Source organism: Thalassospira sp. SN3W (assembly GCF_038070535.1).
GTDB classification, from domain to species: domain Bacteria; phylum Pseudomonadota; class Alphaproteobacteria; order Rhodospirillales; family Thalassospiraceae; genus Thalassospira; species Thalassospira xiamenensis.
Genome location: NZ_CP121124.1, coordinates 3068423 through 3087150, shown reverse-complemented (window position 1 = coordinate 3087150; position 18728 = coordinate 3068423). Strand labels below are relative to the sequence as shown.

The 18728-nt window shown below is 56.7% G+C and carries 18 protein-coding genes and 1 pseudogene; 9 read left to right on the top strand and 10 right to left on the bottom strand.

All coding sequences use genetic code 11. The annotated features are described in order from the left end of the window. Nucleotides 1-3138 (bottom strand): EAL domain-containing protein, encoded by a 3138-nt coding sequence (locus P8T57_RS13920; protein ID WP_223305012.1) that lies wholly within the window; start codon nt 3136-3138, stop codon nt 1-3. 367 nt (nt 3139-3505) lie between these two features. Between P8T57_RS13920 and P8T57_RS13915 the strand changes: the two genes are divergently transcribed. The 3 genes and pseudogenes from P8T57_RS13915 (at nt 3506) to P8T57_RS13905 (ending at nt 5077) form a co-directional block, all read left to right on the top strand. Further along, on the top strand, nt 3506-3919 hold the full coding sequence (locus P8T57_RS13915; protein ID WP_341363430.1) for a tellurite resistance TerB family protein: 414 nt from the start codon (nt 3506-3508) through the stop codon (nt 3917-3919). A gap of 255 nt (nt 3920-4174) precedes the next feature. Continuing rightward, nucleotides 4175-4681, top strand: a pseudogene (locus P8T57_RS13910) (NAD(P)-binding domain-containing protein); the annotation flags it as partial. Beyond that, a complete protein-coding gene (locus tag P8T57_RS13905; protein WP_255356857.1) occupies nt 4664-5077 on the top strand; it encodes an NAD-binding protein in 414 nt (137 codons plus the stop codon). The pseudogene P8T57_RS13910 and the gene P8T57_RS13905, both read left to right, overlap by 18 nt. A gap of 57 nt (nt 5078-5134) precedes the next feature. Here the strand turns inward: P8T57_RS13905 and P8T57_RS13900 are convergent, their stop codons facing one another. Continuing rightward, entirely contained in the window at nt 5135-5671 is a 537-nt protein-coding gene (locus P8T57_RS13900) for a class I SAM-dependent methyltransferase (protein WP_341363429.1), read from the bottom strand. Nucleotides 5672-5781: 110 nt separating this feature from the next. On the opposite strand from P8T57_RS13900, the gene P8T57_RS13895 reads away from it, so the two are divergent. The 4 genes from P8T57_RS13895 to P8T57_RS13880 all read left to right on the top strand — a co-directional run bounded on the left by P8T57_RS13895 (nt 5782) and on the right by P8T57_RS13880 (nt 9558). Beyond that, entirely contained in the window at nt 5782-5997 is a 216-nt protein-coding gene (locus tag P8T57_RS13895; RefSeq protein WP_341363428.1) for a SlyX family protein, read from the top strand. A 33-nt stretch (nt 5998-6030) separates the two neighbouring features. Beyond that, nucleotides 6031-7218 carry a DUF3095 domain-containing protein gene (locus P8T57_RS13890; protein WP_114094589.1) on the top strand — a complete coding sequence of 396 codons (1188 nt, stop codon included), beginning with the start codon at nt 6031-6033 and terminating at the stop codon, nt 7216-7218. Between the two features lie 77 nt (nt 7219-7295). Next, entirely contained in the window at nt 7296-8249 is a 954-nt protein-coding gene (locus P8T57_RS13885; RefSeq protein ID WP_114094590.1) for a LysR family transcriptional regulator, read from the top strand. Nucleotides 8250-8328: 79 nt separating this feature from the next. Then, nucleotides 8329-9558, top strand: a complete 1230-nt coding sequence (locus P8T57_RS13880; RefSeq protein WP_114094591.1) for an MFS transporter — start codon at nt 8329-8331, stop codon at nt 9556-9558. Nucleotides 9559-9616: 58 nt separating this feature from the next. Here P8T57_RS13880 and P8T57_RS13875 read toward each other — a convergent pair whose 3' ends face one another. Both P8T57_RS13875 and P8T57_RS13870 read right to left on the bottom strand, forming a co-directional pair. Continuing rightward, a complete protein-coding gene (locus P8T57_RS13875) occupies nt 9617-10540 on the bottom strand; it encodes an NADP-dependent oxidoreductase (protein WP_114094592.1) in 924 nt (307 codons plus the stop codon). Further along, complete coding sequence (locus tag P8T57_RS13870) at nt 10537-11001, bottom strand: ester cyclase (RefSeq protein WP_114094654.1); 465 nt, start codon at nt 10999-11001, stop codon at nt 10537-10539. Before P8T57_RS13870 ends, P8T57_RS13875 begins: the two co-directional genes overlap by 4 nt. Nucleotides 11002-11097: 96 nt before the next feature. On the opposite strand from P8T57_RS13870, the gene P8T57_RS13865 reads away from it, so the two are divergent. Further along, on the top strand, nt 11098-12006 hold the full coding sequence (locus P8T57_RS13865) for a LysR family transcriptional regulator (protein ID WP_114094593.1): 909 nt from the start codon (nt 11098-11100) through the stop codon (nt 12004-12006). 78 nt (nt 12007-12084) lie between these two features. Then, the gene (greB, locus tag P8T57_RS13860) at nt 12085-12567 is read left to right on the top strand and encodes a transcription elongation factor GreB (RefSeq protein WP_258548458.1); all 483 of its coding nucleotides are present in this window, start codon (nt 12085-12087) and stop codon (nt 12565-12567) included. Here greB and P8T57_RS13855 read toward each other — a convergent pair. The 6 genes from P8T57_RS13855 to P8T57_RS13830 all read right to left on the bottom strand — a co-directional run bounded on the left by P8T57_RS13855 (nt 12552) and on the right by P8T57_RS13830 (nt 18709). After that, a complete protein-coding gene (locus P8T57_RS13855; protein WP_114094595.1) occupies nt 12552-12962 on the bottom strand; it encodes a VOC family protein in 411 nt (136 codons plus the stop codon). The genes greB and P8T57_RS13855 overlap by 16 nt on opposite strands. An 87-nt stretch (nt 12963-13049) precedes the next feature. Further along, nucleotides 13050-15563: an ATP-dependent helicase HrpB gene (gene hrpB / locus P8T57_RS13850; protein WP_341363427.1), complete on the bottom strand. Its 2514-nt coding sequence runs from the start codon at nt 15561-15563 to the stop codon at nt 13050-13052. Nucleotides 15564-15630: 67 nt separating this feature from the next. Continuing rightward, nucleotides 15631-16017, bottom strand: a complete 387-nt coding sequence (locus P8T57_RS13845; RefSeq protein WP_037991809.1) for a type II toxin-antitoxin system VapC family toxin — start codon at nt 16015-16017, stop codon at nt 15631-15633. After that, the gene (locus P8T57_RS13840) at nt 16017-16256 is read right to left on the bottom strand and encodes a type II toxin-antitoxin system prevent-host-death family antitoxin (RefSeq protein WP_037991808.1); all 240 of its coding nucleotides are present in this window, start codon (nt 16254-16256) and stop codon (nt 16017-16019) included. Before P8T57_RS13840 ends, P8T57_RS13845 begins: the two co-directional genes overlap by 1 nt. A gap of 70 nt (nt 16257-16326) precedes the next feature. Next, nucleotides 16327-17658, bottom strand: coding sequence for a hypothetical protein (locus P8T57_RS13835; protein ID WP_341363426.1), 1332 nt, complete (start codon nt 17656-17658; stop codon nt 16327-16329). Then, entirely contained in the window at nt 17645-18709 is a 1065-nt protein-coding gene (locus tag P8T57_RS13830) for an O-antigen ligase family protein (protein WP_341363425.1), read from the bottom strand. Before P8T57_RS13830 ends, P8T57_RS13835 begins: the two co-directional genes overlap by 14 nt. Nucleotides 18710-18728: the final 19 nt, after the last annotated feature.

The window sequence follows — 18728 nt, the reverse complement described above, 5'->3', positions numbered from 1 at the left end:
TCAGTGCGGCCGCGTGTTCCCGCCAAAGGACACATCGAACGGCATGGTCACATTCGATTTCAACAGCATTTCAAAATCGCTGGCAGGGATCGGCTTGCTGAAATAGAAGCCCTGTACCTCATCAACGCCTTCAGAGACGATGCGTTCCAGTTGCATTTCGGTTTCGATCCCTTCGACATTGACCGCCATGCCAAACGACCGCGCCAGGAACACCACCGCGCGCACAATCGCGGCATTGCCATCGCGGCTGTCGAGGTCGATGATAAACGACCGGTCTATCTTGATCTTGTCGACCGGGAATCGTTTCAGATAGGCCAGCGATGAATAACCTGTGCCGAAATCATCAATTGCAATCCGGATGCCCTGATTTCGCAGAATGCCAAGCGTGATCGCCGCTTCGCGCGGGTTATCCATCACCGCACTTTCAGTGACTTCAAACTGCAGCTGGGTCGGGTTCAAACGCGACCGTTCCAGAACATCGCCGACACTTTCAATCAGGTCTTCGTGCCGGGCAAGCTCCAGCGGCGACAGATTGACCGAAATCGTCAGTTCGCCATATCCGGCATCGAGCCATTGCCGGGTCTGTTTGCAAGCCTGATTAAGCACCCAATGGCCAACATCGGCAATGATGCCCATGCGTTCGGCCACAGGAATGAAATCGACCGGGCTGACCTGCCCGCGGGACGGATGGAACCAGCGCACCAGCGCCTCCATTCCGATGATCTTGTGGTTCGCGATATCAATAATCGGCTGATAGAACAGCTCCAGCTCGTCATTTTCAATCGCATGACTAAGGTCGCGTTCAAGCGCCTTGCGTTCCTGCACTTCGACCTGCAAACGCGGTTCGAAGAAATGATACCGGTTACGTCCTTCGGCCTTGGAACAATAAAGCGCCAGATCGACATTGCGGAACAGGTCCTTTTCATCGCGCCCGTCCTGGGGGAACATGCAGATACCGACCGATGTCGATGCCTGCACCTCGTTCCCATCCAGCATGAAGCGTTCCGAAACCCGTTCAATCAGGCGCTGTGCAACAAGGGTCACTTCCTCGACCGTGCCCGGATCATGGATCAGGACGGCAAATTCATCCCCGCCAAGGCGCGCGACCACATCCTCGTTGCGCAGACAAACCCGCATGCGTTCGCCAACCCCCTGTAAGAGCAGATCGCCGATGGGATGCCCAAGCGTATCATTGATGTCTTTGAAGTTATCCAGATCAAACAGCATCAGCACGAAACTGCGCTTTTCATGCTTGCCACGCTTGACCGCGGCTGCAAGGCGCTCCTGAAACAGGGTGCGGTTCGGAAGTCCGGTCAATCCGTCATGATGGGCCAGAAACTGGATACGTGCTTCGCTGCGTTTGCGATCTGTGATGTCGGTGATCGATCCTTCGATCAGAACCGGAACACCTTTGTCATCGCGTACCAGTCTTGCATTTTCCTCGACCCAGATGATCTTGCCATCGCGTCGGCGCATCTCGGCCTCAAACCCCTGAACCACGCCATCGCGCATAAGCTTTCCCGTCAGGCGCAGACGATTGGTCGGGTTCAGGTAACATTGCGAAAACCCGGCTTGGGACACCAGCAATTCATCGGCACTGTCATAGCCAAGGATCGATACGAAGGCCGGATTGGCAGACAGGATATCGCCAAGCGGGCGGCTCTGATAAAGACCTTCGGCGGAATTTTCGAAAATGCCGCGATATTTTTCTTCGGCCCGGCGAAGGGCACGTTCGACCGACAGCTTTTCGGTCACATCCTGCCCGATGCAGATCACGCCCGATACGTCGCCATCCTCACCGAAATGCGCACGCGCATTCCATTGCAACAGGCGAACCTCGCCATCGCGGCGCCGGAATGAAATGACTTCGTCCTTGATGATCTCGCCGGAAATCAGGCGTTTGATCCCCTGACGCACCTGATCGCGTTCACCGTCAAGCAACAGGAAATCAAAGAAATTCTGCCCGGCGGCTTCCATCCAGGAAAAGCCGAATGTCCATTCGCATTCACGGTTATATTCCAGAATGCGACCTTCGCTATCAAGGAACAGGATCACGCTGCCTGCGGTCTGGACCAGCGCGCGATAACGTTCCTGACGGCGGCGCAGATCATATTCCGCCTGACGGCTTTTGGTGATGTCGGTAACCGTGACGCTATAACCCAGAAGCGATCCGCCTTCGCCACGAATTTCGGTAGCATTGATCCGCACCCAAAGCTGGCTGCCATCCTGACGGCGCATTTCGATATCGCGCGCCTGAATCCCTGCCCCGGATACGAGGTCGCGACGCAAATCCCGCAAATCCTCGGCCCGGGCATAAAACTTTTCACTATTGGCAATATAGGCCTGGCGCAATTCGCGAACATTGTCATAGCCAAACAATGTCGCGGCTTCTTCGTTCACACTGGTCAATGTGCCATCGGCGGCCAGATCGATAATACCGTGCACAGCATGTTCAAGGGCACGGCGATAGCTTTCCTCGCGGGTGCGTTCCTGCCCGAAAAGTGCAATCGCATCCTGTGTCGGCAACGGCATGCGTTGCCACTGATAAATCCGCTGCCCGTAATGCACGGTTCGGATGTCATCCCAGTCGGCAATGTTTTCGCCGTCTTCGATCAGAGCACGCTGGCCAGATGGTTTAGTCAGCGACAATGCACCAGGCAGCCCCATTTCAAGGGCGGCCTGCTCGGCTGCCTTGTTGGAGAATCGCAAACCGCCGTCACGCTCCACCACCAGAACCGGCTGCGGCGAAATCAAAACCCCGGTGCCAGTCGTCGCATCTGCGTCCTGAAGGGCGATGATCCGGATGAAAACCTGCCCGGAGAGTGAAAGCTGCCAGGCAAAGAATTGGACATCGCGGCCATCAATTTTATCGACACGCGAAAAATATCCGACGGCATTTAGGGCCTCGGCACTGATTTCACGGATATTTTGGGCGATTTCGGGATGGGTATCAATCTTGTGCCAGGTATCATCGACAAGGTCGGGTGAAATCGTCTGCGCCCATGGCGCATTCACAAGAAGGCTTTCGCCGATGGGGTCATAAACCCCCGACGGGACACGAAGATGCCCAATCAACGCCGCAAGAGTCCCCGCAGCGTTGCTTGAAATGATAACTCCCATACCCGGCTTATTCGTCATTTTTGTTATCGCTGCGAGACCATAACTTTTACCCCATGCGCTGCAAAGGCCTATTTTATTCCCAAGAGAGAATGCGATGCGTTCTTGACGCTAACATGTTGTAATTTTTTAAGCATCCCCTTCGGTTCACAGCCCCTGCACATGCATGCGCAGCAAGCCCCCCTGTGTTCCGACGCCCAGAGGATGCGCCACATTTCACTACGCAATCATTAAAATCGTGAATATTTAACCGGTTAACTGTTGCCGGAGATCAAATACCGTCTTAGGTTCTATGTCCATCGGAGTTGTCACACGCCATCAACCGGTGCGTCGACGTTTCGCGGGAATACCCGTTAACGGTCAGTCATCCGGAAAAGGAGTAATCATCGTGATCTCACATCAGGACGCCTTGATTTACACAATGGTTATGGTTTCGGCCTCGGATAACGACATCACCGATGCGGAACTGTCCGCAATGGGGCGTCGGGTTCGCTATCTTCCGATTTTTGCCGGCTTTGACAATGACGGTGTCACCGCGGTTGCGCGTGATTGCGCCAAACTGCTAGCCAAAGAAGACGGCCTGGACAGCACGCTGGACATGATCCGCGAAGCCCTGCCGCGCAAATTGCGCGAAACCGCTTATGTCTTTGCCTGCGAAATTGTCCTGTCGGACAGCGAAATCAGTCAGGAAGAACTTCGTATTCTTGAACTGATACGTCATCGGCTCGATATTGACCGCCTTGTGAGTGCCGCGATTGAACGCGCCATGGCCGCGCGATATGTCCGCCCCGGCGAGTTTTAGGCAATCGCGCAAAGACGGCACAGAACGACCACATAATTTCCATTCCGACGACATAGCGTCGGCCGATAACGACGGAAACCGAACGAAACGCGCATAAGACCGGGTAACGCCCTGAATTGCTGCTTTCTTTGTCAGACCGCCATGTTATGGCCGCACTTGCGATTTGACTGCCGCCCGCCCGGTTCAACCAGCCGGGATGTTTTTGATCGTCTGATCGCTTTTTGACCGTCACATCGAAGGCCCACACGTTGGCCAAAACGAAGGAACACCGTTATGACCGCACTTGCCGGGGAAAACATCGCATTCATCGGTTTGGGACTGATGGGCCGTCCTATGGCGCTCAATCTCGAAAAAGCAGGGGCGATCCTGACCGTCAATACGCGCAATCCCGAAACGCTCAATGCCTTTGACGATCTGGGCGTTGCCACCGCGCCCACCCCGGCCGATGCGGCGGCGAATGCAGATATCGTCATCATCTGTGTCGCCAATACCGAAGCCCTTGAAAACGTGCTGCTTGGCGAGGATGGCGTGATTGACGGCATGGAAGAAGGCACCATCGTTGTCGACATGGGCACGACCGCCATCGACGCCACCCGGCGCTTTGCCGATGCCGTCGAAGAAGCCGGCGGTCACTGGATCGATGCCCCGGTATCAGGCGGAACACACGGGGCTGAAAACGGTACGCTCACCATCATGGTCGGTGCCGAAGAAGAAGATTTTCAACGTGTCCAGCGAGTCTTTGGCGTGCTTGGATCACGCGTCACCCATGTCGGTGAAATCGGATCCGGCCAGATCGCCAAGGCCGCCAACCAGATGATCGTTGGCATCACTATCGGTGCGATTGCCGAAGCCTTTTCCATGGCCGACGAAGCCGGGGTCGATCTTGGCAAATTGCGCTCCGCACTGACCGGCGGATTTGCGGATTCCGCGATCCTGCAAAAGCACGGTGAACGCATGATCGAACGCAATTTCGAACCAGGTGGCAAGGTCGTGACCCAGCGCAAGGACCTGTATCAGGCGCTTGAATTTTCCGAAGGCGAACTGGGCCTTGAACTGCCCTTCTCGCGGCTCGCCCTTGAACTTTACGAAGAACTGATCGAAATGGGCGGCGGCGATCTTGACCATTCCGCCCTGATCAAGATTTACGAAGAAGAATGACACACAAAAAGCAGGGTGTCCTTGGGCGACCCTGCTTTTTGCAAGCCAGGCAGCGCCTCATCCTGGCAGATGCGATCCCATTCGGTACAGGTAAAGCATATCCGATCCCGACTGCATCGGGACTTCGCCAAAGGCCTGCCAGCCTGGAATGGCAAAAGCGCGTGAAATCAAAATCCCGCCCGGTGCCATGCGCTGGTTTAACACATCGCCGACATCGGCCATCACCCGCGGGTCAAGAAAGCACACCACAACATCCCCCGGATTCTGATCGTGCTTTCTGAAGTCCGCGCGCACCAGCGACAGGTTTTCAAGCTGTGCCAGCCGCGCGCGAATGCGGCTGACCGCATAGGGTAGCGGCGATAACTCAATCCCGGTGACCGTTATATCGGGTCGGGCACGCGCGATACTGATCGCCAGATCGCCCCATCCCGATCCGAAATCCGTCACCCGGCAGGGTTCCTTGGGAAGATAGGATATGATTTCGTTGCGTGCCTTGCGACCACTTGGCATCGGCACCGCACGCAACCGGATGGCATAGACCACGATCAGTGCTGTCACGACGCCAAGAATGACGAGGATGGATAATTCGCTCATGGGCCTGCTAACCAATCTTTCTGATCTGTGCTAGGTTGGTGTCTTACTCCTGCCACAGGGCATTGTCCCCGGCAAGTTTTCACCCATCCAAGCGGGACAACCATCGCGCCATGAGCCAAGACGCAAGCAACCGTATCGACGAACTCGAAATCCACATCGCCCATCTCGAAAGCTCGATACATGACATGTCCGACATGATCAAATCACAGTGGGACCGGATCGACCTGCTGGAACGGCGCAACAAATTAATGGCCGAAGATATAAAACGGCTTGTCGATTTTCTGCGTACATCACCAGAAGATGATACACCTCCGCCTCATTATTAATGGTGCCATGAACTGGCCTCGCCAACCCCAGAGATGCCCTTGACCAATCCCTATCTCGACATCCCGGTGTTCGACGATTTCGCCAAGGTTCTTGACCCGTCAATTTATCGCGAACTGCCCGATGACTGGTGGGTTGGCACATCCGATATCGTCGGATCGACCAAGGCGGTCGAAGCAGGCCGTTACAAGGAAGTCAATATGGTCGGCGCGTCGGTCATTGCCGCAGCCACCAATGCCATCGGACATTCGGATTTTCCATTCATCTTTGGCGGGGACGGTGCAGCGATTGCCTGCCCACCCGACAAGGTTCCCGCCGTCCGCGATGCCCTTGCCGCGACCGCCATCTGGGCAAGCGAAGAACTGGGTTTTGATTTGCGGGTTGCCTTGGTCCGCATCGACGAAATCCGAAAAAGTGGTCACAATGTCCGGGTTGCCCGTTTTCTCGCATCAAAAAAGCTGGCCTATGCGGTATTTTCCGGGCGCGGCATTTCCTGGGCCGAAGAACAGATGAAACAGGGCCATAACCTGATTACCCCGGCACCGTCTGGCACGCAGCCCGATCTGACCGGACTTTCGTGCCGATGGTCGCCGATCCGGGCCGAGGATGGATGCAAAATCCTGTCAATAATCATGCTGCCCCGCGATGATCGAGCCCGTTTTGACCGTTGCGCAACCGCCCTGTTTGGCATCCTTGAACAGGACCGTCGCGACAGCAATCCGGTCCCGGAATCCGGTCCCGATTTCCGGATTGGCTGGCAAAGCCTGCGCCTAGAAGCACTGGCAACACAGGGAACCGAAGGATCAAAACTGCTCGCATGGTGCAAGGCGCTTTTCGTCTCCTGCGTTGCCCTGTTTCTGTTTAAAACTGGCCGGAATCTTGGCGATTTCGATCCGGTGCATTATCGCGAACAAACCAAACTCAATACTGATTTCCGACGCTTTGGCGATGGTATCTGGCTGACTGTCAATTGCACCGCACCACAAACAGAACAAATCGAAACGTTGCTGTCGGATGCCGAAAACAATGGTGATATCTGGTTTGGGATAAAACAGCAGGACGAAGCGCTGATGACCTGCATCGTTCCCGATATTGCAACGGACTCCCACCTGCATTTCCTAGATGGAGCCGATGGCGGTTACACCGCGGCAGCCAGCATCTGCAAAGCAAAGATGAAAAAGCTCCCGGCACAACCAGCTCATGCAGAACTCGCATCAACTTAACGACACCGATGCTTTTCTTGCATCAATAGCCGATTTGCGCGATCCTGAACCATCTTTTGTGACAACAGGTGACCGTCATGGATACCCGCGAACTTCAGGCATTGATCGCCGTTGCCGATGAAAAATCCTTTCATGGGGCCGCCGCCCGCCTTGGCCTTACGCAACCTGCCATCACGCGCCGTATCCAGCGCCTTGAAGAACGCATTGGCGCACAGCTTTTTGACCGGTCCTTAAAGCCGTTACAACCCACCCCCGCCGGGCACCGGGCATTGGCCGAAGCCCGCGATCTTTTACGCCGCCTTGATGGTTTCACCGAAAGCATCACCGGCAACAATGCCGTGACCGGTCCGTTCCGCCTTGGCGTCAGTCACGGGGCGGCACCGCTTCTGGCGGCGCACGAACTGCGAGATCTGCACGCACGTTTTCCCGACATGTCGCTTACAATCAAAAGTGGCTGGTCAAGCGAGCTGTTGCCGCTGATGCGGCGGGGCGAAATTGATGCCATGCTGTCGCTGGATGGTCCGCATGGTACAATTGGCGGCATTGATGTCCGCGATATTCCGCCAAGTCTGCGTGCCCAAAAACTTCTTGATGATCAAATCGTTGCGATCGGTCCCCGGTCAGCCAGACACCACCCGGAAAACATTGCCGAGCTGGCCGAACATCCCATGGTCCTGATGCCGGATGGCTGTACTTTCCGGGCACTTGGCAATGCATGGGCGCGCCAGAACGGGGTGCAGTTCAAATCCGTCCTTGAAGTTTCCGCTCTTGAATTGCAGATCGAAATGGTCGCCGCCGGGGCAGGATACGGCATCATGGCACGGCGGTTCTGCATGCACAGCCCGGCGGCAAACCGCATTCGCATTCTTGATATTCCGGGCATGAACTGGGATATGGGGATCATGCTGATCCGCCGTCAGTCCAACACCGATCTTGATGATATCATTGATACCGTTGGCAAAATTGTCGTCGAAGCCGGGGCTATGTCCGATCCGCTGCCAGATAATAATGCGCAAATGTTATCCGCATAATAATCCGAATGAATTGGACGCATTACACCATCGCGTTCAAAATCGGAACAATTATTGAAATCCGCTCCGGAGTAGACCGATGAGCCCCACTCTTCGCACCGCCAGGTGGTTTCCCTGGCTTGTTCTTGTCGCTGGCTGTCTTGTCCTGGCGGTCAATCTCGGCATCCGCCCGTCGCTTGGCCTGTTCATCCCCGATATGCTGACCGTCACCGGCTGGAGTGCCTCGACCTTTGGTCTGGCCTTTGCCATTCAGAACCTGATGTGGGGTGTTGCCGCTCCGATTGCCGGTGCCCTTGCTGATCGCTATGGCACCACGCGCACACTGATTGGCGGGGCGCTGTTTTATGCGCTGGGTCTGTATCTCATGGGTATTTCGACCTCGCCAATGGAACTGCATCTGACATCGGGATTCCTGATCGGAGCAGGGGTCGGTGCGACCAGCTTTCCGGTCATTCTGGCCGCTATCAGCCGCGCCTTTCCGCCGAACAAACGCAGCTTCGCCCTTGGTCTGGCATCCGCCGGGGGATCGGTCGGCCAGTTCGTCATGGCCCCGACAACCCAGTTTCTTAATGACGGTTATGGCTATGTCACCGCCCTTGCAATTCTTGCCGTCATGTCGATGATCATCGTACCCTTTGCCTTTGCGCTTACCGGCAAGGCCGAGGCCCATGGCCCCAATTCAGGTGGTGCCGATCTTGGACCGACCGGGCTGGTCGCGGCCTTTCACGAAGCCCGCAAGCATCGCGGTTTTCTGCTGCTCAATGCCGGGTTCTTTGTCTGCGGCTTCCATATCGCGGTGATCGCAACCCACCTGCCAACCTTTACCCAGCTTTGCGGCCTGCCCGGTTCGGTCGCGGCAAAGGGGCTTGCGATTGTTGGCCTGTTTAACATCGTTGGCACCCTGACGGCCGGTTGGGTGGGCGGCAAGTGGCGAAAAAAATGGAGCCTGTCGTTTATTTACGGCATGCGCGCACTGGTCATTCTGCTGTTCATGCTTGCCCCCAAAACCGCCGAAACCATCTGGCTGTTTTCTGCCCTGATGGGAGCGCTTTGGCTGTCGACGGTGCCGTTGACCAGTGGCATCATCGTGCAGGTTTTCGGCCCGCGCTATATGGCGACCCTGTTTGGCATTGTGATGCTGTCCCATCAGATCGGCGCATTCTTTGGCGCATGGATGGGCGGGATCATCTTTGATATGACCGGCAGTTTCGATGGCGTCTGGATCACCTCCATCGCGCTTGGCATCTTTGCCGCCATCGTCCATATGCCAATTGACGACAAAGCCCTTCGGGTCGAAGCCAACGCCTGATCGCTGATTATCCGAACAAAGCCGTGACACATATTTTCTGTGTCACGGCTTTCTCCTATCAGACCATCGTAGCAATGATCTTGCCGCGTGCCCGGCCCGATGATTGTCGGGCAAAGGCATCGGCAAACTGATCAAGCGGCACGGTCCGGTCGATCAGAACACGCACATTGCTCTCGGTCATCGCCGAAACGACCCGTGCCAGCCGATCCCCATCAGACATGTGAAACACAAACTGCGCATTGACATTGTGGGCATGTGCCAATGCCTCATCCGGCGGGGCAACAAGCGATAGCAGCCTGCCGCCGCTTCGCAGAACACCAAACGATTTTTGCTGTGTTTCACCGCCGATGGTGTCAATCACCAGATCAATATCCGAAAGCATTTCTGCAAAATCAGCGTGGCGATAATCGATCACCTGATCTGCACCCAATGTCCGGGCAATGGCGATCCCGTCCCCGGATGCGGTTGCAATCACGCGTGCGCCTGCCGCACGGGCAAACTGGATGGCAAAACTGCCTACCCCACCGGCCCCGGCATGGATCAGAACCGTCTGCCCGACACCAAGACCACCCAGCTCAAACAACGCCTGCCACGCCGTTCCCGCCGCCGTCGGAATGCCTGCGGCGACTTCAAGCGGCATGTCTTCGGGCACCTTCACCAGATAATTCGCCGGAACACAGGCAAACCCGGCTAACGCCCCGCCCGCAACCGGATCAAGCCGGGCAATAACCTTGTCACCCTTGTGCCAGCCGATCACATTTGCCCCGACATCCTCGATCATCCCGGCAAGGTCGGATCCGACCGTGTATCGGAATTCCAGCGGGAAGTAGCCCTGCAACACGCCGCTTTGCAATTTAATATCAAGCGGATTAAGAGCTGCTGCTCCCACCCGGACCAGCACGTCCTCCGGGCCGATTTCCGGTGTGGCAATATCGCGGATGACAGGTGCGGTATTGTAATCATCAAGTCTAACGGCTTTCATTGCGCGGCCTCCTGATCAGTGATTGGCCATGCGCCCACCTGATACAACCAGCCAAGCCAGTCTTCCAGATGCCATGTATGGGTCACCTTGCCGTTTTCGACATAATGAAATTCGTGAATCGGCATGTGAAAAGCCCTGCCTGTCGGCGCAATCCCGAACCATTCGCCTGAATGCGTGCCGGTGATTTCGGCCCGCACGGCAACCCGGCCCGGTCCGCCAATCATTTCGTGGACGATGATTTTCACGTCTGGAAAGGCAGCCTGAAACGCCCTGATCAGGGGCTTCATGCCATCGCGTCCCGGTGCCTGCCCGGGGGCAAGCGGGATATCCTGCCAGTCGCTGCAAACCGCCTCATTCAAAAGGTCGGCACCTTCGCTAAAAGCCCGATAGAGTACCTCGATGGCCTTGCGATCCGGGTCTGATACCCCGGTAATCACAGGCTTATTGATTTGCTCCGTCATTTTCATTTCCCATTCAGGATTGTTGGATATGGGAAATGCTATCGATCCTCTCGACATACTTGAAATCGATATAAAGTATATGACAACATCCATTTTATGGATTTACATGGTATCGACCTTAACCTTCTGGTGGCCTTCGACGCGCTGATGAAAGAACGCAGCGTCACGCGCGCGGGTATCCGCGTTGGCCGCACCCAACCGGCCATGAGTGCCGCACTATCGCGGCTGCGCGGATTGCTTAATGATGAACTTTTCATCCGAAGCCCTGCGGGCTTGCAGCCAACCCCGCGTGCCCTTGATCTTGCCGAACCAATTGGCCATGCGCTGGCCGAAATTCAGCGCACGCTTGAATTCACCCAGACGTTTGATCCGACGACGTCAACCGCGACTTTTTCCATAGCACTTTCGGATCATCCGACCTTCAAAGTCCTACCAGTGTTGCTTGATGCGCTGCGTCAGAAGGCACCGGGCATCACGCTGCGGATCGGGAACTTCACCGCGCGGGATGACGCCATTACCCTGCTTGACGCGGGGGAAGCCGACCTAACGATTGGCGTCTCCCCCACGGCAAGCGGGCGCATACTGACCCGACCGCTGTTTTCGGAAGACTTCGTTTGCGTTCTGCGCCGTGACCACCCAGCAACCAAGGCACCGCTGGATATTCCGGCTTTCCTTTCGCTATCGCATTTGCTGGTATCACCGGAAAATGACCGTTTTGGTCTGGTGGATGCGGCACTGGCAAAAATGGGCCATAAACGCCGCCTTGCCGTGACCCTGCCAACGATGTACGCCGCCCCGCTTGTGATTGCGCGCTCCGATCTGATCGCGACTCTGATGGCGGGCGTCATTCCAGCGTCTGGCCAGGCCGATGCTCTTGCCATCCGCCCGCTTCCCTTAGATCTTGATCCGATCGGCTTCACCATGTCCTGGCATCGCCGCAATGATGTCCATCCCGCACAACGCTGGCTGCGTGATTTTGTCGCGGGCCTGCCGCTTGATGGATAACAAGACGCCCGGTATCTGCTACACCGCCGACCCAAATCGCCTCTTTCCCGCGGCGCAGCGTTAAGCTAAAACCCGCTAATGGACAGACCGGTTTACATGACCCCCGAAGGGCTCGCAGCCCTTCGCACCGAACTTGATCACCTGTGGAAAAAGGAACGGCCCGAAACCGTTGCAGTGGTTTCATGGGCGGCAGGTAATGGCGACCGGTCGGAAAATGGCGATTACATCTATGGCAAGAAGCGCCTGCGCGAAATTGATCGCCGGGTGCGCTATCTGCGCAAACGGATCGAGGACGCGGTTGTTGTCGACCCGCACGAACAACCCGATCACAGCCGGGTTTTCTTTGGCGCCACGGTTACATATGTGAATGCGCGGGACGAAGAAGTCACCATCCGCATCGTTGGCGAGGACGAAGCCGAAAGCCTCAAAGGCAGAATAAGCTGGATTTCCCCTGTCGCCCGCGCCCTGATGAAGGCCGGTGTCGGCGACGTCGTCACGTTGCGCACCCCGGCGGGCGAGGACGAGCTTGAAGTCCTAAAAATCAGCTATCCGACTGCATAACCCGTCGGTTCTGTGACCGCAATTTCATACCCATCCGGATCACGGATAAAAAACTGATGCGTGCCGTCTTCAAGCTCTGTCACCGGCTCTGGCTTGAAACCTGCATCATTTAACGCGTCAAACATGACATCAACATCATTGCATTCCAAATACCAGACCAGCCCGGCAAAGGATGGCCGCATCCGGCGTTCTTCGTGCGAAACGCCGCCATGGGCGGCCAGCATCAAACGGATTTTGGCACCTGCATCACCCGCTTCCAGCATCGCCCAGACCGGCTCGTCATCCTGATCGGACAGGGTACGCGCCACCACCTCAAACCCTAGAAACCGGTAAAACCCGATACTGCGGTTGATCTCGGCAACGTTCAGAAGCGGTGTGGCGGCTGTGATCATCATGATCCTGTTAAACGCAAAATCGAGGCACGATTATGCCCGGCGGCATCAAACGCGTACAGCCCCGCCGCACGCGACCGGGCCTTATCCTTACATCCGGCTTTTAACCCGCCTGGTCGGTTCGGCCTGCAACGGGTCGTCGGGCCAGTAATGTTTGGGATAACGTCCCTTCATCTCGGCCTTGACCTGCGCATAGGAGCCGTTCCAGAACCCCACCAGATCAGACGTCACCTGAAGCGGCCTTTGCGCTGGCGACAGCAGATGCAACGTTACCGCCACCTTGCCACCGGCGATTTTCGGTGTTTCGGTCGCACCGAACATTTCCTGCAACCGGACCGGAAGGGCGGGTGTTTCACCGCTATAATCAATGCGGATATGGGATCCGGTTGGCACGGTCCAGTGGGTCGGTGCCAGACGATCAAGCTCTTGGCGCCTGTTCCAGTCAATGCCTGATACCAATGCCTCGGCCAAATTGACCTGTTTAAGCTGGCTGCGTTTATTGATCCCGCCAAGATATGGCATCAGCCAATCCTCAAGCGATGCCAAAAGCGCATCGTCGCTCATGTCGGGCCAGTTTTCCGGATCAACCCGGTGCAAGAACGCGATCCGTTCGCGCAGTCCCTCGGCCGCCTTGTCCCAAGGCAAACAATGCAGGCCAAGACGACGAATGCCTTCGATCATCGCCGCTGCAATCGCATCCGGTCCGGCTTCGTCACGGGTGGTTTTTTCATCAAGCACCAGCGCGCCAATCCGCAGTTGCCAGCGTGCCTGCACCGCATCGCTTTGCGCATCCCAGAAGACCTCTGTCCCTTCGGAAATCTGATCGGCGAAATGAGTTTCAAGGCTCGCGCGCGATAACGGTGCGGCAAGGTAAATCCTTGCCTCTCGTGCCTGTCCGTCAAGCTCCGCCACCGCGATATAGGGTTCGCTCGCCAACCCATCATTGTTGGCCAGAATCCCGCCACGCCCCCCCGACAGACGATAACGCGCATCCGTACCCTTGCGTCGTTCGCCAATCCGGTCGGGATAGGCAAAGGCCAGAAGCAACCCGACCTGATCGGCATGATCAACAGGATCATCGGGGCCGGCGGGGTTATGATTGCCCGCTTTGCTGGCCTCTTTCTTCGCGGCATCACCCAATCGCCGCGAAAGCTGCCTTGCGGCCTCGGTGATCATTTTCGGGGCCTTGCGGGCCAGAATCGCCTCGACCCTAAGCCGTAAATCCGCGCCGCGACCGCGCATGAAATCCCGATCCGATAACAATGCCGCCAGCGCACAGGCAACCTCGCCCAGTTCAAGGCGCGCCCCACGCAACATCATATGCGCCAAGCGTGGATGCACCGGCAATCCAGCCATCGCGGTGCCCATCGGCGTGATCCGGTTGGCATCATCAATCGCCTCAAGCCGCCGTAACACATCGCGCGCCTGATCGATCTTTGCCCCGTCGGGCTGATCCAGCCAGGGCAGGCTTGCCGGATCAGACACGCCCCACCGCGCGAGTTCCAACGTCAGAGGCGCAAGATCGGCATCGGCAATTTCCGGCGCGGTAAAGGGCGGGCGCGCGCGATGTTCGGCCTCCGCCCATAGGCGATAACACACACCGGGCTCTAACCGCCCGGCGCGGCCACGGCGTTGTTCGGCACTGGCCTGCGATGATTTGACCGTCACCAGCCGGGTCATGCCCGATGCCGGGTCAAACCTCGGCAAACGCTGCAGTCCGCAATCGACCACCACCCGGATGCCATCTATCGTCAATGACGTTTCGGCAATCGCAGTCGCCAGCACCACCTTGCGCATGCCATCTGGGGTCGGCTCAATCGCAATGTCCTGCGCCCTGGTTTCCATCGCACCATAAAGCGGTGCAATAATCACCGTTGGATCAAGCCCATCTTTCAACGCCACCTCAACCCGCGTGATTTCCCCCTGCCCCGGCAGGAAGGCCAGGATCGACCCGCTTTCCTCGCGAAGTGCCAGCCTGATCGCCGCCGTCATTTCCCGATCAATCCATGCATCGGGGCGGATTGGAACATATTTTGTTTCAACCGGAAAGGCACGGCCTTCGCTGGTGATCACCGGGCAGTCGCCCATCAGGGCCGCAATAGGACCGCCATCAAGGGTGGCCGACATCACAACAATACGCAAATCATCGCGAAGGGCTGTCTGCGTTTCCCGCGCCAAGGCCAAACCCAGATCGGCATCAAGCGACCGTTCGTGAAATTCATCAAAAATCACGCAACCAATGCCTGACAGTTCCGGGTCATCCTGGATCATGCGCACCAGAATACCCTCGGTCACGACCTCGATCCGGGTTCGAGCGGAAACCTTGCTGTCAAACCGCACGCGATAACCGACCGTCTCGCCCACGCTTTCGCCCAGCAACTGCGCCATCCGGCGCGCTGCCGCCCGCGCGGCCAGCCGCCGGGGTTCCAGCATCACGATCTTCTGATCATTCCGCCATGCCCTTTCCAGTAACGCCAAGGGCACCTTGGTCGTTTTCCCCGCCCCCGGCGGGGCCTGCAAAACCGCGTTGATGCCGGTTTCCAGCACGGTACAAAGGTCGGGCAGAACCGCATCAATCGGAAGGATGGGGAAGGCTTTGGGCATGAACTGGACTAACAACTACGGCAAGGGCCGGACATTACTGAAGGATTTCATCAAAAGCGCAACAAAATCAGACCAAACGTACCGGCCCCGCATATTTCGCGACCAGATCATCCGATGTCAGAAGCATTATCCCTTCCGATATCGCCTGAGCAACCAGAAGCCGATCAAACGGATCCTTGTGAATAGACGGTAAAGTATCGATCATAAGCGTATGTTCGCCAGTGATCGGCAATTCGGAGTATCCATTATCAATTAACCCTCGACGCAATAGCCGGGCATTCACCCGAAAATCATCTCGCCCCAGCCCGGACTTGATTGCGATTTCCCAAAGACTGGCCGCGCTGAAAAGCAATTCGCTCTCAGCGTTTTCGATCAGATCAACTGCGCCAGATGGAAGCTTTTCCGGTTCTCCTGCCGCCCAAAGGATCAAGTGTGTATCGAGCAAAAGCTTCATCAGCGCAGACCAAACATTTCTTCGATCTCGTCCGATCCCATTCTGTCGAAATCGTCCGGAACCAGAATTTCACCGCGAAGGAATCCCGTCCGTTTGGCAAGGGACTTCTCGGGATCAAACGCAGACATCTGAACGACCGGTTTTCCTGCCTTAGCAATCACAAGATCCTCGCCGTTCATTACCCTTGCAATCAACCGGGACAGGTGTGTTTTGGCCTCATGAATGTTAACGGTTCCCATCGCGCACCTAAAATATGACTAAGTTAACTTAGTCTATCTTATATTTATCGAATTCGCAGCAAAAAGCGAATTACTCCTGCTCGTGCAAGAATTGCACCGGCCTTGTCCTCAAAACAATCCCCCGCTCCCCACCAATCCGTTGCAGGGTTTTAAGCCCTCGCGTCAGGCGATAAAGCGCTTCCATATCCCCGCTTACCCGCATTTTCTGCGCTTCAATCCGGGTCACTTTAAACAGGTCGCGAAATGCACCCTCGGAAAGCGCACGAAGGGCTTCTTCCTTCTCCGACCGGGCCGGATCGGGATGTTCGAAAACCAAGGGTTGGGCAGGTTTGAGTGCTTCTGTCATCGCGGTCTTTTCTATCACAATCGACAATGCCCAGACCATCCATGCCTGTGTCCAGCGCATATAATTGCGCCGATCCACGCCAAACCGCCCAAGACCGGCATAAAAAACACCGCGCTTTGCATCAAACAATGCTTCACACGCCCAATCTGCAATCTTCTTTGCCGCTGCAAGCTCGCCAAACCGGCAAAGTGTCCCGATGGCTTGTGCCACCGCATGACAATCAACATACCCGTCCCGCCTGGCAAAGCTGCGCGGGCGGCCATTAGTGTCAAAACATTCCGCACGGTAAAATGCATAGCCACGCATGATCGCGTCATCCAACCCGACCATCCCCGATGCCCGGAACCGATCCAGCAGATCAAGGATGTAACCGGTATGAAAGCCATCAACAAAGCGATGATGCGACCGCGTGCCATATTCCCACGCCCCATCGGAACGCTGCGCGGCCAACACCCGCGCAACCGCCTTCCGGCTTATTTCATTACCCGGATCAATGCGATGCAATGTCCAGGCGGTCCAAAGGCTGGCATTATGGATTTCCCCATCCCCCTGCCCGACATAGGCAAAATACCCATCCCGCCAAAGCCCACGCAAAAATCCCGCCGCCCGATGCAATATCGGGTCGCTTGGTGCCATACCGCCAGTCATCAACGCATCAACCGCAAAGCTTGTGACAATCGCATTGGACGCACCGCGCGGCACATAAAAGGCGCGTGCCTGCCACGCAAACGGATATCCCCAACCACCGTCCTCGTTTTGCATCCGGCAAAGCCTACCCGCTACATCACAAAGCCGTACCCCATCAGCCGCACCCAAAAGCAACGCCAACGTTTTCGGGTTTTGCAATGCCAGGATGATCGCAATATGGCGTAATGCCCGTGGTCCACGCTTAATCGCCTGCAACCAAGTCAGCCGCGCCATCCGAAACCGCCCCAAGCCGCTTAAACGGAACACCCCGCTTTCGAGCCCGTCAAACGGATCGGCCCCGGCAAAGTCGGCGTGAACAATCCCCGCAAGAACACGGTCACGCACCGCAATCAGATCATTGCCTTGCATCGGTATTCTCCCGCATGGCAATCCCCGCCGCCATCCCGCAACAAATCAGGTAATGCCCGTATGACAATGTATTGTCCGTCACCATCGTCACCACGACTGATGCCAGAATACAGATCGCCAACCGCGATCCCCGCGCAAACCAGATCAGCATCCCCCAGCTCATCAGCCAAAGGATTGCTCCGATCAATCCCGTCTCGAACAGGATGCGGAAATGATCATTATGCAGCGCGCCGAACGCCACCGCAGACGGCAAATCCTGCAAAATCGCCTCGACACTGCCCGCTCCAAAGCCGAGCCATTGCCGCGCGGCGGATGCCGTTTGCCAATCATCCCAGAACATCCGCCAGAATGCCAATCGCCCACTGCCATGCGTCATCAACAGTCGCGGCAGCCAGATCGTCATCATCACCCACACCGCAATCAAAGTCGGCAATCCGAAAAGCCACGTCATCGCTCGCGAAAACCGAACCCGCCCGACAAAGGCGATCATCAGCGCTAAAACCGCAATCCGCGTCTGGCTCAGGACCACGGCAACCGCCGCAACCCCGCCAATCCATCCGCGCGCATGCCCCCGCATCGCGCACGTCAATGCAAACAACCCCAGAAACAGAAACGGATGATTAAGCCGCCACCCTTCATGGGTGATCTGAAAAACACTTGCCATCGGCAGATACAAAATCAATGCCGGCACCATCACCCGCAAACAATCCCGCCCCAGCCATAGGCCGCATATCAGGCCAAGCGGCAGGATCAAAAGATTGCCGATCAGCCGGACTTTCTCATCCGTCCCACCATCGCCAAGCCCAACAACCCCGAGCAACACGCCCAGCAAAAGCACGGCGACCAATCCATCTCCCGTCAATCGCCCCCGCAAAATCGCAGGCCCAACCCAAATCCCCCAAAACCCGATCAGGATCAGCTTCGCCAGCATCCCGCCAAACCCGGTCAGCCAAAGCGATGCCAGCATTGCCACAATGCCCAGCAAAAGAACCGGCATGTTTGAGCCCGCCGTATCCCCGACCGCGTCCGGCTTTGCGTTCATTTCGGCCATGAATTGCCCCTGCAACACC